This window comes from Limimaricola cinnabarinus (assembly GCF_047631075.1).
GTDB lineage: Bacteria > Pseudomonadota > Alphaproteobacteria > Rhodobacterales > Rhodobacteraceae > Limimaricola > Limimaricola cinnabarinus.
The window spans coordinates 131,262-144,667 of record NZ_JBLHYX010000006.1; the positions used below are offsets into that span (position 1 = coordinate 131,262).

The 13,406-nt window shown below is 64.4% G+C and carries 13 protein-coding genes; 10 read left to right on the forward strand and 3 right to left on the reverse strand.

Annotated features, from left to right (window positions below):
* Positions 1–136: 136 nt before the first annotated feature.
* Positions 137–1,162, reverse strand: coding sequence for a sugar ABC transporter substrate-binding protein (locus ACJASC_RS06975; RefSeq protein WP_021694250.1), 1,026 nt, complete (start codon positions 1,160–1,162; stop codon positions 137–139).
* A 146-nt stretch (positions 1,163–1,308) separates the two neighbouring features.
* On the opposite strand from ACJASC_RS06975, the gene ACJASC_RS06980 reads away from it, so the two are divergent.
* The 4 genes from ACJASC_RS06980 (at position 1,309) to ACJASC_RS06995 (ending at position 6,013) form a co-directional block, all read left to right on the forward strand.
* Entirely contained in the window at positions 1,309–2,508 is a 1,200-nt protein-coding gene (locus ACJASC_RS06980) for an ROK family transcriptional regulator (protein ID WP_415144700.1), read from the forward strand.
* 181 nt (positions 2,509–2,689) lie between these two features.
* Positions 2,690–3,472 (forward strand): trehalose-phosphatase, encoded by a 783-nt coding sequence (otsB, locus tag ACJASC_RS06985; protein WP_021694248.1) that lies wholly within the window; start codon positions 2,690–2,692, stop codon positions 3,470–3,472.
* A gap of 2 nt (positions 3,473–3,474) precedes the next feature.
* Positions 3,475–4,854 (forward strand): alpha,alpha-trehalose-phosphate synthase (UDP-forming), encoded by a 1,380-nt coding sequence (locus ACJASC_RS06990; protein WP_415144703.1) that lies wholly within the window; start codon positions 3,475–3,477, stop codon positions 4,852–4,854.
* A 253-nt stretch (positions 4,855–5,107) separates the two neighbouring features.
* Positions 5,108–6,013, forward strand: a complete 906-nt coding sequence (locus ACJASC_RS06995; protein WP_415144705.1) for a YihY/virulence factor BrkB family protein — start codon at positions 5,108–5,110, stop codon at positions 6,011–6,013.
* Here the strand turns inward: ACJASC_RS06995 and ACJASC_RS07000 are convergent.
* Positions 5,957–6,688 (reverse strand): Crp/Fnr family transcriptional regulator, encoded by a 732-nt coding sequence (locus ACJASC_RS07000; protein ID WP_045320023.1) that lies wholly within the window; start codon positions 6,686–6,688, stop codon positions 5,957–5,959. The two genes, ACJASC_RS06995 and ACJASC_RS07000, sit on opposite strands and share 57 nt — an antisense overlap.
* Positions 6,689–6,784: 96 nt before the next feature.
* On the opposite strand from ACJASC_RS07000, the gene ACJASC_RS07005 reads away from it, so the two are divergent.
* The gene (locus ACJASC_RS07005) at positions 6,785–7,135 is read left to right on the forward strand and encodes a hypothetical protein (protein ID WP_131505538.1); all 351 of its coding nucleotides are present in this window, start codon (positions 6,785–6,787) and stop codon (positions 7,133–7,135) included.
* Positions 7,136–7,157: 22 nt separating this feature from the next.
* Here ACJASC_RS07005 and ACJASC_RS07010 read toward each other — a convergent pair whose 3' ends face one another.
* Positions 7,158–7,970 (reverse strand): response regulator, encoded by an 813-nt coding sequence (locus tag ACJASC_RS07010; RefSeq protein ID WP_415144707.1) that lies wholly within the window; start codon positions 7,968–7,970, stop codon positions 7,158–7,160.
* 117 nt (positions 7,971–8,087) lie between these two features.
* Here ACJASC_RS07010 and ACJASC_RS07015 point away from each other — a divergent pair, with 117 nt between their 5' ends.
* The 5 genes from ACJASC_RS07015 (at position 8,088) to ACJASC_RS07035 (ending at position 13,299) form a co-directional block, all read left to right on the forward strand.
* Positions 8,088–8,303, forward strand: coding sequence for a NepR family anti-sigma factor (locus ACJASC_RS07015; RefSeq protein ID WP_045320021.1), 216 nt, complete (start codon positions 8,088–8,090; stop codon positions 8,301–8,303).
* Between the two features lies 1 nt (position 8,304).
* Complete coding sequence (locus ACJASC_RS07020) at positions 8,305–8,862, forward strand: RNA polymerase sigma factor (protein ID WP_045320020.1); 558 nt, start codon at positions 8,305–8,307, stop codon at positions 8,860–8,862.
* Positions 8,859–10,610 (forward strand): sensor histidine kinase, encoded by a 1,752-nt coding sequence (locus ACJASC_RS07025; RefSeq protein ID WP_021694242.1) that lies wholly within the window; start codon positions 8,859–8,861, stop codon positions 10,608–10,610. Before ACJASC_RS07020 ends, ACJASC_RS07025 begins: the two co-directional genes overlap by 4 nt.
* Complete coding sequence (locus ACJASC_RS07030; protein WP_415144710.1) at positions 10,610–12,289, forward strand: phospholipase D-like domain-containing protein; 1,680 nt, start codon at positions 10,610–10,612, stop codon at positions 12,287–12,289. The genes ACJASC_RS07025 and ACJASC_RS07030 overlap by 1 nt, the downstream gene beginning before the upstream one ends.
* 368 nt (positions 12,290–12,657) lie before the next feature.
* Positions 12,658–13,299, forward strand: coding sequence for an ATP-dependent Clp protease proteolytic subunit (locus ACJASC_RS07035; RefSeq protein ID WP_021694240.1), 642 nt, complete (start codon positions 12,658–12,660; stop codon positions 13,297–13,299).
* The last annotated feature ends 107 nt before the right edge of the window (positions 13,300–13,406 follow it).

A 13,406-nucleotide genomic window follows, 5' to 3' on the forward strand; every position in this document is an offset into this window, starting at 1 on the left:
CTCCCGTGGCGAACGTCAAGGGCCGGGCCCTGCGAATGGCACGGCTCTCGTGAGCGGGGCGGGCGCTCGGGCCCGCCCCCTCAGGGTCATCCTGCGCCCCGAAGCGGACGCAGGCCAAATGGTTTGTGACGCCGGGTCAGCCCCAGCAGAGCTCCTGGCCTTCCTCAACCGAGATCGAGTCGACCCCGTCGACCGGCTCGTCGGTGACGAGCTTCACGCCGGTATCATAGAAATCCTTGCCTTCGGTGTTCTCGGGCAGGGTGCCGTCCTCGGCGTATTGTGCGATCGCCTCGACGCCGAGCTTGGCCATCTCCAGCGGATATTGCTGCGAGGTGGCGCCGATGATCCCGTCGGCGACATTGGCCACGCCGGGGCAGCCGCCATCGACCGAGACGATCAACACGTCGTTCTCGCGGCCGAAGGATTTCAGCGCCTCGTAGGCCCCCGCGGCGGCAGGCTCGTTGATGGTGTAGACGACGTTGATCTCGGGATCCTTGGCGAGAAGGTTCTCCATCGCCGTGCGGCCACCTTCCTCGTTGCCCGCCGTCACGTCGTTGCCGACGATGCGCGGGTCGTCCTCGTCACCCCATTTGTTGGGGTCCTTGGTGTCGATGCCGAAACCGGTCAGGAAGCCCTGATCGCGCAGTACGTCGACCGAAGGCTGGCTGACGCCGAGATCGAGCATCGCGATCTTGGCGTTGGCAGCCTCCTCGCCGAGCTTGGCCGCGGCCCATTGGCCGATCAACTCACCAGCGAGAAAATTGTCGGTGGCGAAGGTGGCGTCGGCAGCGTCGATCGGGTTGAGCGGTGTGTCGAGCGCGATGACCAGAAGACCCGCATCGCGCGCCTGCGTCACGGCCGAAACGATGGCCGAGGTGTCGGAGGCGGTGATCAGGATGCCCGAGGCGCCGTTGGCGATGCAGGTCTCGATCGCATCGACCTGCGTTTCATGGTCGCCGTCGACGTTGCCCGCATAGGCATTGAGCGTGATGCCCATCTCTTCGGCGGCCTGCTGGGCGCCTTCGCGCATCTTCACGAAGAAGGGGTTGGTGTCGGTCTTGGTGATCAGGCAGGCGGAGACATCCGCCATGTGGCTCTCGGCCTGAGCCGCTCCGGCGGCGGTGATCAGGGCAAGCGCCGTACCCGTGAAAAGGTGTTTCATCGTCTAAATCCTCCCAGATGTTCCCCGTGGCTCCTCAACCGCCGGGAATGCCCAACGGTAACGACGTTTTCGAAGACCCGTCAATAAATAAATCATATTGATTTATTAATAAGGGGAGCGCCATTATGGGGTAGGGAGGACGGAGGATGGAGAACTCCGAAGTGCGCAGCCTCGCAGGCGGTGCGAACCAGCGCGGCCTGCGCGATCACAACGGACGGCTGCTGCTGTCGTTGATGCAGCGGCACGGTCCGATGCCCGGCAGCGAACTGGCACGGCTCTCGGGTCTGTCGCCGCAGACAGTCTCCGTGATCCTGCGACATCTCGATGAGGATGGCATGATTTCGCGCGGTGCGCCACAGCGAGGTCGCGTCGGAAAGCCGCGCGTGCCTGTCGGGCTCAATCCGGACGGGGCGTTCTCGATCGGGCTCAAGATCGGTCGGCGCAGCGCCGATCTGCTGATCATGGATCTGCACGGACAGGTGCGCGGACAGATTCAGGACACCTATGCCTACCCCGACATCCGGCAGGTCATGGGGTTTCTCGAACGCGGTATCGGGGAGTTGACCGCCGTCTTGCCCGCGCGGTTGCGGGGGCGCATCGCGGGGATAGGTGTCGCGCGCCCGCACGAGCTCTGGATCTGGCCGGAGACCATCGGGGCGCCGCCCGCGGCGCTCGACGGCTGGCGCGACATCGATTTCACGCAGGAGGTCGCGCGGTTCTCCCCGCTTCCGGTCTTCGTGGAGAACGACACCACCGCCGCCTGCCGCGCCGAGCAGGTCTATGGGCGCGGTCGCGAGTTTCGGGACTACGCCTATTTCTTCATCGGCTCCTTCATCGGCGGTGGCATTGTTCTCAACCACTCCGTCTTCGACGGGGCGCGCGGCAACGCGGGCGCGATGGGCTCCCTGCCGACCCGCGATGCCGGGGGCCGTCCCGCGCAGCTCATCGACACCGCATCCCTGCATTTGCTGGAACGTCGGCTGGTCGCGGCGGGGCACGATCCGGCGCGGCTCTGGACGCTGCCGCAGGACTGGACCGGCATGGACGAGGTGCTGGAGCCATGGCTCGACGGGGTAGGGGCCGAACTGGCCCGTGCCGCGGCCACCGTCTGCGCCGTGATCGATTTCGAGGCGGTGCTGATCGATGGGGGCTTTCCGGCAGAGGTGCGCGAGGCGCTGGTGACGCGGGTTCGCGCGGCGCTGCGGGACGTCGATCTGCGCGGGCTGGTTCCCGCCCGGGTCGAGGCCGCCGCTGTGGGGGGCAACGCGCGCGGTCTCGGCGCGGCCTGCGGTCCGGTCTTCGCACAGTTCCTGCTCAATACGCATGCAGGCTTCGCCGCCGGCTGACACGCTTGTCAACGGCATCCCCATGCCCGACAACTGAGTGGCAAGCTGCCGCGGCGGCAGGCGCGGAACCCGTACCGAACGGGAACCCGCACCTCCGCCCGTGGGTTGTGCTCTGCAGCCCCCGGCTCCTTCGGATCCGGGTCGCGGCGGGCCGGATGGCCTTCGGTATTGGAGACAGGGAATGTACTACGAGATGATCGGATTTCACGGAGAGCACCAGAGCGAGCACACTGTCGACGGGGTGCCCGAGCCAAAGCTCGATCGCTCGACCCTGTTCCTCGACTTTGACGGCACGCTAGTGGAACTGGCCGATCGCCCAGATGCGATCGACGTGGACCCCGGTCTCGATGATCTTTTGCGCGCGCTTTCGAAAAAGACCCAAGGCCGCGTCGTGATCATCACCGGCCGTGCGATCGAGGATGTGACGCAGTATCTCAAGGGGTTCGACGGGCCGATCATCGGGGGCCACGGCGCGCAGGAGCGCCTGTCAGGGGAGATCCGCAACCATGAGTTGGCCAATCCCGAAGTGGTTGGACATCTGGGCGAGATGACGCAGGCCTTCGCTGCGACCCATCCCGGTCTGGTCTGCGAGCGCAAGCCCACGGGCGTGGTGCTGCATTTCCGACAGAATGAGGATCTGGCCGCGCAGGCTTATGCCTTCCTGCGGGCCTTGTCGGAGACCCATGACGGTTTCGATCTGCATCACTCCAAGATGGCCTACGAGTTGCGCCCCACCGGAATCGGCAAGGACGTGTCGATGCGCCGGATGATGAAAGGCGATGGCTTCAGCGGCACCATGCCGATCTTCTTCGGTGATGATGTCACTGATGAACCGGCGTTGCATTGGGTGGCCGAGCAGGGAGGGCTGGCCGTGAAGGTGGGCGAAGGAGAGACCGCGGCGGGCTGTCGGCTGGGTGATCCCGAAGCCGCTCGGAGGACGCTGCGACGCTGGGCCGAGGCGTGACCATGGAAGAGGGTCGCCTCATCGTCGTTTCGAACCGGATTCCTACGGAGGCGGCCCCGTCCGGGGGGCTCGTCGTGGCGCTTCATGACGCGCTCAAGGAGCGCGGCGGCGTCTGGATCGGAAACTCCGGCAAGCGGGTCTACCCCGAGGAGGCGGCTCATGGTCTGACCCAGATCGCGAAGACCCCCTATGAGCGCTACAGCTTCGATCTCACTGAAGAAGAGCATCAGGGCTTCTATCTGGGTTATGCGAACGCCACCCTGTGGCCGCTGTTCCATCACCGCACCGATCTCCTCGCGGTCGATCCCGATCAGGCCCGCGTCTACCGCGAAGTGAACGATCGTGTGGCCGGGCTGATTGCGGAGGTCGTGCAGCCGGGCGACGTGCTCTGGGTGCATGACTATCACTTCCTTCCGCTGGCCGAGGCGCTGCGCAAGCGCGGTGTGATGAACCGGATCGGATTTTTCCTGCACATCCCCTTTCCGAACCCATCCGACATGCCCGCCTTGCCCGAGCGCAAGCAGATGCCAGATTGGTTGTCGTCCTTCGACCTCATTGGGCTGCAGACGCGTCGCGACGTATCGAACGCGCTCGATTTCCTGCGCGACAACGGCGCGGAGATCCTGTTGCGCGGCAAGATGAAATACCAGGACCGCACCTTTGAGATCGCAAGCTTTCCGATTGGTATCGATGTGGACGACTTTGTCGAAGCTGCTGAGGCGCATGCGGATTCGGGCGAGCATCTGCGCCTGTCTCCGGGCGAGCGGTTGGTGCTGGGCGTCGATCGTCTCGACTATTCCAAGGGCCTGCCGCAGCGCTTTGCGGCCTTCGGAGAGTACCTTTCGCATCGGCCTGATCCGCAGATCCGGGCGACCCTGCTTCAGATCGCACCGCCCTCTCGCGAGGATGTCGAGGCCTACAAGGATATTCGTCAGGAACTCGAGACCATCACGGGGCGGGTCAACGGCGAGATGGCCGAACTGGACTGGACCCCGATCCGCTATATCCGGCGCAACATCGAGCGGGAGATTCTCGCGGGGTTGTACCGGCGCGGGGATGCCTGCCTCGTGACGCCGTTGGCCGATGGCATGAATCTGGTCGCCAAAGAATTCGTCGCCGCACAGGACGGTGCCGATCCGGGCGTGCTCATACTGTCGCACTTTGCCGGGGCGGCCGAGCAGATGGAGGCGGCCTTGATGGTCAATCCCTATGATCCAGGCGAGACCGCGCGCGCCATTGAACAGGCGCTGTCTATGCCGCTGCACGAGCGGCAATCGCGACATCTAAGCTTGATGCAATCGATCCGCGAGACAGACATTACATGGTGGACGCGGACCTATCTTGCTGCTTTGCAACAAAAAGCTCCGGTCGCCGCGAACTGATCCTCTGATGGGGTGACAATATGGGGAACCCATTGCCTCCTCGCGTGTTCACCGAATGAAGAGACGCCGTTCCCTCGTCTCTCGCATTCCCCAAAGGCCGGTGGCGGCCCTTCTCGATCATTCCCTCGGAGAAGATCCCGCCGCCGGCCACCCCTCCCGACACCCTTCACAACCCGAACGTGCCATGTCAGTTTGCGCATGAGCGACTTGCCGCTCACCCGGACCGGGTCCGGGACCTGCGAGCGGAGCGCGCATGAACCAGACAGCCCCCCTCCTTCTTCTGACGCCGCGTCGGATCTGGCGATTGCTGGTCGGGATCTGGGCGCTGTCGGGCGAGGTGCAGTTGGGGCTGATCGCGGCGGGCGTCGCCTTCTACTCGATCTTCGCCATCTTTCCGGCAGTGGCAGCCCTCATCGCCATCTTCGGCCTCTTGGCCGACCCTACGGTGATCGAGACACAACTGGTGATGATGGAGGAGATCATCCCGGTCGAAGCTTACGAATTGTTGCGTGAACAGTTGAACCTCATGCTCGCGACGCGACCCGAAACGTTGGGATTCGCCACGCTGCTCTCGACCTTCGTGGCGCTATTCTCGGCGCGCAATGGTGTGGCCTCGCTGATACTCGGGCTGAACCAGATCTATGGGAGACCCAATCGCAACGGCTTGCGACAGCTCGCAGTAGCGATTTTGTTGACGCTGTCGCTGATCTCGATCGCGGTAATGGCGATGCTGGTCGTGGTGATCGCGCCGATCCTTATCAAGGTGCTGCCGCTGGAACGAGGCACCGGTTGGTTGCTCGAGGCGATCCGCTGGATTGCCGCCTTCGGCATCGTTCTGGCGGGACTTGGTGTGCTTTATCGGTTTGGTCCCAACATGCGCGGCGCGCGAGGCCGCTGGATCACGCCGGGGGCGTTCCTGGTAATCCTGTTCTGGCTCGTCGCATCGGCCGGGTTTTCGTTTTACCTGTCGAATTTCGGCAATTACAACGAAGTCTACGGCTCGATCGGGGCGGTGATTGCGCTATTGATGTGGCTGTACATCTCGGCATTTCTGGTGTTGCTGGGCGCGGCGGTCAACGTCGTGTGGCAACGCAGCCTGCGCTCAGAGAAGCGGCCGGACGACCTCGGCCTCGATATCGGCCCCCGCCAGATCGGCTAGCGCCCGCAGATCGTGGATCTGCATCCGCCCCTCGTTCCAGGAAAGCAGCTGCCTGTCGCGCAGCTTGGCCAGCGTCTTGTTGGTGTGAACGAGGCTGAGCCCCAGTGCGTCCGCCAGATCCTGTTGGCGGTAGGGCAGGGGGAACCCGCCGCTTGCGTCAATCTGCCCCAGCGCTTGCATTCGCAGATAGATCCGCGTGATCGCCCAGGCGAGACGCGACAGGCCGCTGCGCTGGCCGAGGCTGGCGAGGGCTTCGCCGAGGAAATGCTCCTCGACGGCGGCCATCCATGTGATGTCGAAGGCGCGCGCAGGATGGGTGCTGAAAAAGCGAAAAAACTCGCTGCGGTCGAAGACGCAAAGCGTCATGTCAGTCGTCGCCTCGACCGAATGCTGCATCTCTCCCATCATTCCAGCCTGCAGCCCGAGGAAATCGCCCGGAAAAATGAAGTTGATCACCTGCCGACGCCCGTCGGCGAGTGTCTTGTAACGTAGCCCCATCCCTGACAGGGCCGTGTAAAGTTGTGGGCTGTTGGAGCCTTCGAGCAGCAGCGGCGTTCCTGGTCCGATCCGCAACTCACCCGCCTTGAAACGCTGGATTGCGCGGATTTCCTGCTGCCCAAGCTCTACGAAGATGCGTCGTGCGCGAAGGGGGCAGGCCAAGCAGGGTGTGCTCATCGGAACTCGCTGTCACTATGTCGTAGTTTAATGCGAGGTCGTTCGGAATGTTCCATGTGGGGCCGATTGTCGGCTCGGAAACAAGGTATTGGAATGATGAACGTACTGATCGTCGAGCGCGTCCCGCTTGTGGCGCAGGATTTGATGGAGATCATCAGCGAATGCCGCCCCGACGTTGCCGTGCACATCCTGCGCGGCCTACCGCAGATGAACGCTTTTCTGGGGGCTTTGGAAACGGCCGATCTCGCCTTCGTCGGTGTGGAGGCCGAGCAGCGCGCCAGACTTTTTGCGCATGAAGCGCTCAGGCAGGGGGTGAAGCGGGTGGTGATAACCGATCGGGTGACGCCTCCTGGTCCGCTCGCGCCGGGATGGTTCATCGAGCCGAGACCGATCGTGCCGGAGGCGGTTCGCCGCCACGTTCAGGCATTGGTGGCCCCCGCCGCCTGAGCGGCGGGGAGTATGTCGGAACTTAGCCGTGCAGTGGGCCGGTCGAAGAGAAGAACATCGCTTGGCTCACTGCGGAGCGCACCTGTTCCTCGCCGTAAGGCTTGGAGATCAGGAAGGCCGGCTCGGGACGCTCGCCCGTGAGCAGGCGTTCGGGGAAGGCGGTGATGAAGATCACCGGCAGGTTGCCATGCGCTTCGAGAATGTCGCGCACCGCGTCGATGCCCGAGGAATTGTCGGCGAGCTGGATGTCGGCCAAAACGAGATCGGGCTTTTCCTGCTGGGCGAGGCGCACGGCATCGTCGCGGGTGCGCGCAACACCGGTGATGGCATGGCCCATGTCTGAAACGATCGATTGCAGGTCCATGGCGATGATCGCTTCGTCCTCGATCACGAGGATGCGGCCCGAAATGCTGTCTTCCATCTCCTGACGCGCGATCTTCACGAGATGCTCGACCTCGTCCACGTCGGTCTGCATGATGTCGGCGATCTCCGCGGTGGAGAAGTCTTCGATGGTATTGAGCAGGAGGGCTTCACGGGTGTTCGGGGTCAGCTTGGCCAGATGTGCCTGCGCCGCGGCGGCAAGACCGCTCTCGTCACCGGAGACCGGGGCGCCGGAGCTTTGCCAGATCAGGTGAAAGACCCGGAACAGCGCCGTACGCGGGGAGGAGTCGGTATCGAAGACCGAGCGATCCTCGAGAATCGCCTCAAGGGTGGCTGCGGCGTAGGTATCACCGCTGTCCTGGCTTCCTGTCAGCGCCCGCGCATAGCGGCGCAGATAGGGCAGCTCGTGCCCGATCACCGTGGCGAGGTCGGGTGCGGTGGTGGTTGTCGTCATCGGCTGAGAGTCCCCAAATTCATTTTTTCTGGAACCGAACGCTGCCATCGGCATTGTGGTTCCATGATGCAGTCATGCTATGCGAGGCTGCCGAAAATGACGAGGGTATAAGCGGGAATGACACAGCGGGACCAAGGGAACGCGCGCGGCGATATTGACGCCCACCTCAAACGTGCGTTCCAGCAGCTCACCGATGAGGCGCTACCGGACAGGTTCACGGACCTTCTGGCGAAGCTGCGATCCGGTGAGGGTGCGGCGAACGCATCGTCCGAGACCAGCCAGCCAGAGCCGGATCGGGAATCGGCGCATGTAGGCAAGGTGGGCAGGGGCTAGAATGAGCCATCAGGATCCGAGAGATGAACTGGTCGGGCACCTCCCGGCCATGCGGGCCTTTGCGCTGTCGCTGACGCGTAATGGCGCCCAGGCCGATGACCTCGTGCAGGACACGGTGGTCAAGGCGTGGACCAATTTCGACAAGTTCAAGCCGGGCACGAACCTGCGGGCGTGGTTGTTCACCATTTTGCGCAACACCTTCTACTCGGGCCGCCGCAAGGCACAGCGCGAGGTGGCGGATGTCGATGGCGTGTTCACGGCGAGCCTTGCGGAGAAACCTGCGCATGACGGCCGTCTGCAGATGAACGACTTCCTGCGGGCTTTCGCGCAGCTTCCCGACGAGCAGCGCGAGGCGTTGGCTCTGGTGGGGGCTTCGGGCTTTTCCTACGAGGAGGCTGCGGGAATGTGCGGCGTGGCGATCGGCACGATCAAGAGCCGGGCCAACCGCGCGCGCGTACGTTTGGCCGAGTTGTTGCATCTCGATGAGGGCGACAATCTCAGCATGACGGACGAGGCGACCATGGCCGTTCTGGCGGCACAAGGCGGGCCTCACTTGTGACGGACACGACAGGCGAGCGGGACCGGACGGCGCAAGCCGGCGGCTGGTTCAGCGCGCATGGGCTGGTGCTGCGCGTGGTCGCTTTCCTGACCATCGCGCTTATGCCCATCGGACTGATTGCGATTTATCAAACCGCCGAGTTTCAGCGTGAGACATTGCGGCGGTCCGAACTTTCCTTGCTTGCGCTTACCGCGCAGGCCGGCGCGCCGGTGGAACAGACCATCGAGCGCGCCTTCGGCGTGGCCGAAGCGCTTGGCGTGGTCATCGACGAACTTGACGATCCAACAAGCTGTTCGAGCTACCTCAACCGCTACATTGAGGGGCGCAGGCTCTATGCGATGATCGGTTTGGTTGATTCCGACGGCACCATGCGCTGCTCCTCGCTCGCACAGCCGCTCGACATGCGCGACACCGGCATCTGGAAGCAGATGTCGGTGACGCCTTCGACCATCGTCACTCTGAGCCAACGGCCTGAGATCGCGGATGAGCCGGTGATCAACGTGGCAAGCCCGATCGAGGAGAACGGGCAGTTCATGGGATACGTGCAGCTCGCCATCCCGCAGCGACGCATCGCCGCCCCCGCCGGACTGATCGCGGCCGAGCGCCGCCCGATCCAGCTCGTGACCTACAACGAGTTGGGCGAGCGCCTGACCCTGCAGAACCCAGATCGGCCGCTCGAGACGCTGCTGCCCGAGGATTTCGATCTGTCGTCGCAGACCGGTCTGCGCCCGACCGCCACTGCCGGTCTGTCGCCTGATGGGGAACGACTTGTCTATGCGGTGACGCCGCTGGTGACGGGGGCGGTCTTTGCCTTGGGGATCTGGCCCGCCTCCGAGGGGTTCGCGTCGCCGCTCCTGCCCAGCCTGTTTCCGATCCTGATGTGGGCCGCGAGCCTGCTGGTGGCCTATTACGCGATTCATCGGCTGGTGATCCGCCATGTCCGCAATCTGGGCCGCTCCATGCGGCGGTTCGGTGCCAACCGGCAGCTGCCGGCACAGGCCAGCACGGGCGATATGTCGCGCGAACTGCGCGAGATCGAGGGCGAGTTCGTGCAGATGGCGGGCAATATCCTGCAGGACGAGGCTCGGGTCGAGGATCAGCTACGCGAGCGCGGCATCCTGCTCAAGGAGGTGCACCACCGGGTCAAGAACAACCTGCAGCTTATCTCTTCGATCATGTCGATGCAGATGCGACGCACGCCGGACGCCACGACCCGCGAGATTTTGAGTCGGCTTCAGGATCGGGTGCTTGGCCTCGCGACGATTCACCGCACGCTCTACGAGAGCCAGGATGTGGGCCGGGTCAATGCCGCTCGGCTGCTGCGCGAGATCGTGGCACAGCAAAGCGTCGCCTCCGGAGCAGGAACGGATCTCGAAACCAAGCTCGACCTCGAGGATCTGGAACTTCTGCCCGATCAGGCCGTACCGCTGTCCTTGCTCACCTCCGAGGCACTCGCCAATGCGCTGAGCAATGCGGCTCCCGGCGAGAACGGCAAGCCTTGGGTCGCGGTCTCGCTTCGCCGCGAGGCCGAGGATATGGTATGTCTGGAGATCGCCAACTCCGCCGCCACCGAAAACGGAGATGCCACCACCATGCGCCCGCGGGCCCAAGGCCTCGGGACCAACCTCATTCAGGCCTTTGCGGCACAGCTCGGTGGACCCAGCGAAACCCGGCATGAGTTGGGGGTCTACAAGCTCTCGACCCGGTTCCCGGTTCGGGAAATGCAATATGACCCACAGGATTACTGATGACGCGCGGCAGACAAGACGGCATGGGGTTCCCGCTGCGCGAGCGGCGCGGCACCTCCAAGACCGATACGGACTATGCCGAGAACGATCCCGCGCATGCGCGCTGGGGTCGCGAGGCCTTGCCCGACCCGGTCCTGCCGGACGACCCGGAGGTGCCGATGCCGCTGATCACCGCGGAGCAGGCCTACCCGGTGTTCGAGCGGTGCTTTCTTGAGGCCACCAAACGGGTGCGCATGTCGTTCCGGGTGTTCGATCCCTTCACGCAGCTGCATTCGGAGAGCGCCCGCAAAATCGGTGAGATCTGGTTCGACCTGATCGCGCACAAGCTGCGCGAAGGGCTCGAGGTCGAGATCGCCATCACCGATTTCGATCCGATCGCGGTCAACGCGATGCATGCGATGACTTGGGACGCGATGCGCGGGTTGATTGCGGCAGGCGAGGCCTCGGGCCATCCCGAACGGCTCAAGCTGCGGGCGGCGATGCACCCCGCACGGGTGGGGGCCGTGCCGCGCGCGCTCCTATGGTACCAGACCTGGAGCAGGCTGCGCGACACCGCGCGGCAGATCGGCGCGCTGCCCGAGGATGAGCGCGAGGAGATGCTGCGCCTCAGGCCCGGCCTCGAAGGGCATTTGGCCTATCGCGGCGGGCAGCTGGTGGCCAAGCGCTGGCCGATCCCTGAGCTGTACCTCGCCACGCATCACCAAAAGCTGGCCATATTCGATGACCGCTGGCTCTATATCGGCGGGCTCGATCTCGACGACCGCCGCTACGACACGCTGCGGCACGACCGGCCCGCGCAGGAGACATGGCACGACGTGCAGCTGCTCATGGGCGGCTCGGCGGTGGCGGATGCACACCGGCATCTCGACAGCTATCTCGCGGTGAACTCGGGCGGTACGCCCGAGCCCACGGGCCGCGTTATTCGCACGCTGTCGGCGCATCGCAGCCCCGCCGTGCTGCGCATGTCGCCCGAGCGCAAGGTGTCCGAAATTTTCGATGCCCAGCGCAATGTCTTTTCGGGCGCGCGCGACCTTCTCTATATCGAGACGCAGTTCATGCGCGACCGCAATCTGGCGCGCGAATTGGCCCGCGCGGCGCATGCGCAGCCCGATCTCGGCCTCGTCCTCGTGCTTCCTGCCGCCCCCGAGGACGCGGCCTTTTCCGCGGCCGGAGTCGATGCCCGTTACGGCGACTACCTCCAGGCGCGCTGCGTGCGCAAGATCGCCCGCGCCTTCGGCGATCGGGCCCTGATCGTGTCGCCCGCCGCGCCAAGGCGCGCCACCAAGGAAGACCGCGGACCGCGTGCGCGGATCTGGCGCGCGCCCATCATCTATGTGCATGCCAAGGTCACCATCGCCGACGGCAGGGATGCCATCGTTTCCTCGGCCAACCTCAATGGCCGCTCCATGCATTGGGACACCGAGGCGGGGGTGCGGCTGTCGTCGGGGGTCGAGGTGATGCCGCTGATGGAGGCCTGCATGTCGCACTGGATGGGCCCCGACGCCCTCCCGCGCGAGGGCGAAAGCGGCCGCGCGCTGGTGGCACGCTGGCGCGGCATGGTCCATGCTGATCGCGCCGAAGTGCCCGAGCTGCGCAAGGGGTTCTTGTTGCCCTATCCGCTGCGACCGGCCTGGCGATTGGGGCGCAACCTGCCGGGTGTGCCCGAGGCGATGGTCTGACACGCCGCAACGCGGCGGAACCTCGCACCGACGCGTGCGTTTCAGCCTGACACGACACGACCCATGAGGACGCCATGACCATCGCGACGATGGTGGCCGCCCTTGCAGGTCTGGTGGTGGTCGCGTTCCTGATATTTCTGCTTACGGGCGGAGACGACTGACTGCAGGGCGCACGAGGACCATGGCCGTTTCGCTGCCGGACGGTCACGGGCGCCGCTCGCGAGACCCCTTCTGCCGGGGTATGGCGAGCGGCCCCTTACCGGTGACGCCGGAGGGGAGGTGCAGTTGAAACCCCCGGAGCGGACCACTAAGACTCTGTCAGGACAAGATCCGCATGAGACGCAAGCGTTCCCGAAAAGGCAGAGCAGATGCACGATCCCGTTGAGACCTACATGAACCTCGTGCCGATGGTGGTCGAACAGACCAGCCGGGGCGAGCGCGCCTACGACATCTTCTCGCGGCTGCTCAAAGAGCGCGTGATCTTCGTGAACGGCCCGGTGCATGACGGCATGAGCCAGCTCATCGTCGCGCAGCTCCTGCACCTCGAAGCCGAGAATCCGAAAAAAGAGATCTCGATGTATATCAACAGCCCCGGTGGTGTCGTCACCTCCGGCCTGTCGATCTACGACACCATGCAATACATCCGGCCCAAGGTCTCGACCCTGGTGATCGGGCAGGCAGCCTCGATGGGCTCGCTCCTGCTCACTGCTGGTGAGAAGGGCATGCGTTTCTCGCTGCCCAACTCCCGCGTCATGGTGCACCAGCCCTCTGGCGGCTATCAGGGGCAAGCGACGGACATCATGATCCACGCCGCCGAAACGCAGAAGCTCAAGAACCGGCTCAACGAGATATATGTACACCACACCGGCCAGCCCCTCGAAAAGGTCGAGGCCGCTCTGGAGCGCGACAACTTCATGTCGCCGACCGAGGCGCGCGACTGGGGCCTGATCGACGAGATCCTGACCAGCCGGTCGCAAGGCGACGACAAGACGCCCAATACCGCCGGTTGATCCGGCGCCGGTCATCCCCTCGGCAGGGGGTGACCGTCACCGCCGCGCCGGGATTTTGGCGTTGTGGCCACGAAATGGCTGCCCTATCGTTCAAGCAAGGGCAGACC

Excerpts from the sequence above, each read along its gene's own strand:
- ACJASC_RS06975 (WP_021694250.1), bottom strand. The coding sequence starts at position 1,162 with ATGAAACACCTTTTCACGGGTACGGCGCTTGCCCTGATCACCGCCGCC.
- ACJASC_RS06980 (WP_415144700.1), top strand. The coding sequence starts at position 1,309 with ATGGAGAACTCCGAAGTGCGCAGCCTCGCAGGCGGTGCGAACCAGCGC.
- ACJASC_RS07000 (WP_045320023.1), bottom strand. The coding sequence starts at position 6,688 with ATGAGCACACCCTGCTTGGCCTGCCCCCTTCGCGCACGACGCATCTTC.
- ACJASC_RS07020 (WP_045320020.1), top strand. The coding sequence starts at position 8,305 with ATGAGCCATCAGGATCCGAGAGATGAACTGGTCGGGCACCTCCCGGCC.
- ACJASC_RS07035 (WP_021694240.1), top strand. The coding sequence starts at position 12,658 with ATGCACGATCCCGTTGAGACCTACATGAACCTCGTGCCGATGGTGGTC.
- ACJASC_RS07010 (WP_415144707.1), bottom strand. The coding sequence starts at position 7,970 with ATGACGACAACCACCACCGCACCCGACCTCGCCACGGTGATCGGGCAC.
- ACJASC_RS07015 (WP_045320021.1), top strand. The coding sequence starts at position 8,088 with ATGACACAGCGGGACCAAGGGAACGCGCGCGGCGATATTGACGCCCAC.
- ACJASC_RS07005 (WP_131505538.1), top strand. The coding sequence starts at position 6,785 with ATGAACGTACTGATCGTCGAGCGCGTCCCGCTTGTGGCGCAGGATTTG.
- ACJASC_RS07030 (WP_415144710.1), top strand. The coding sequence starts at position 10,610 with ATGACGCGCGGCAGACAAGACGGCATGGGGTTCCCGCTGCGCGAGCGG.
- otsB (WP_021694248.1), top strand. The coding sequence starts at position 2,690 with ATGTACTACGAGATGATCGGATTTCACGGAGAGCACCAGAGCGAGCAC.
- ACJASC_RS06990 (WP_415144703.1), top strand. The coding sequence starts at position 3,475 with ATGGAAGAGGGTCGCCTCATCGTCGTTTCGAACCGGATTCCTACGGAG.
- ACJASC_RS06995 (WP_415144705.1), top strand. The coding sequence starts at position 5,108 with ATGAACCAGACAGCCCCCCTCCTTCTTCTGACGCCGCGTCGGATCTGG.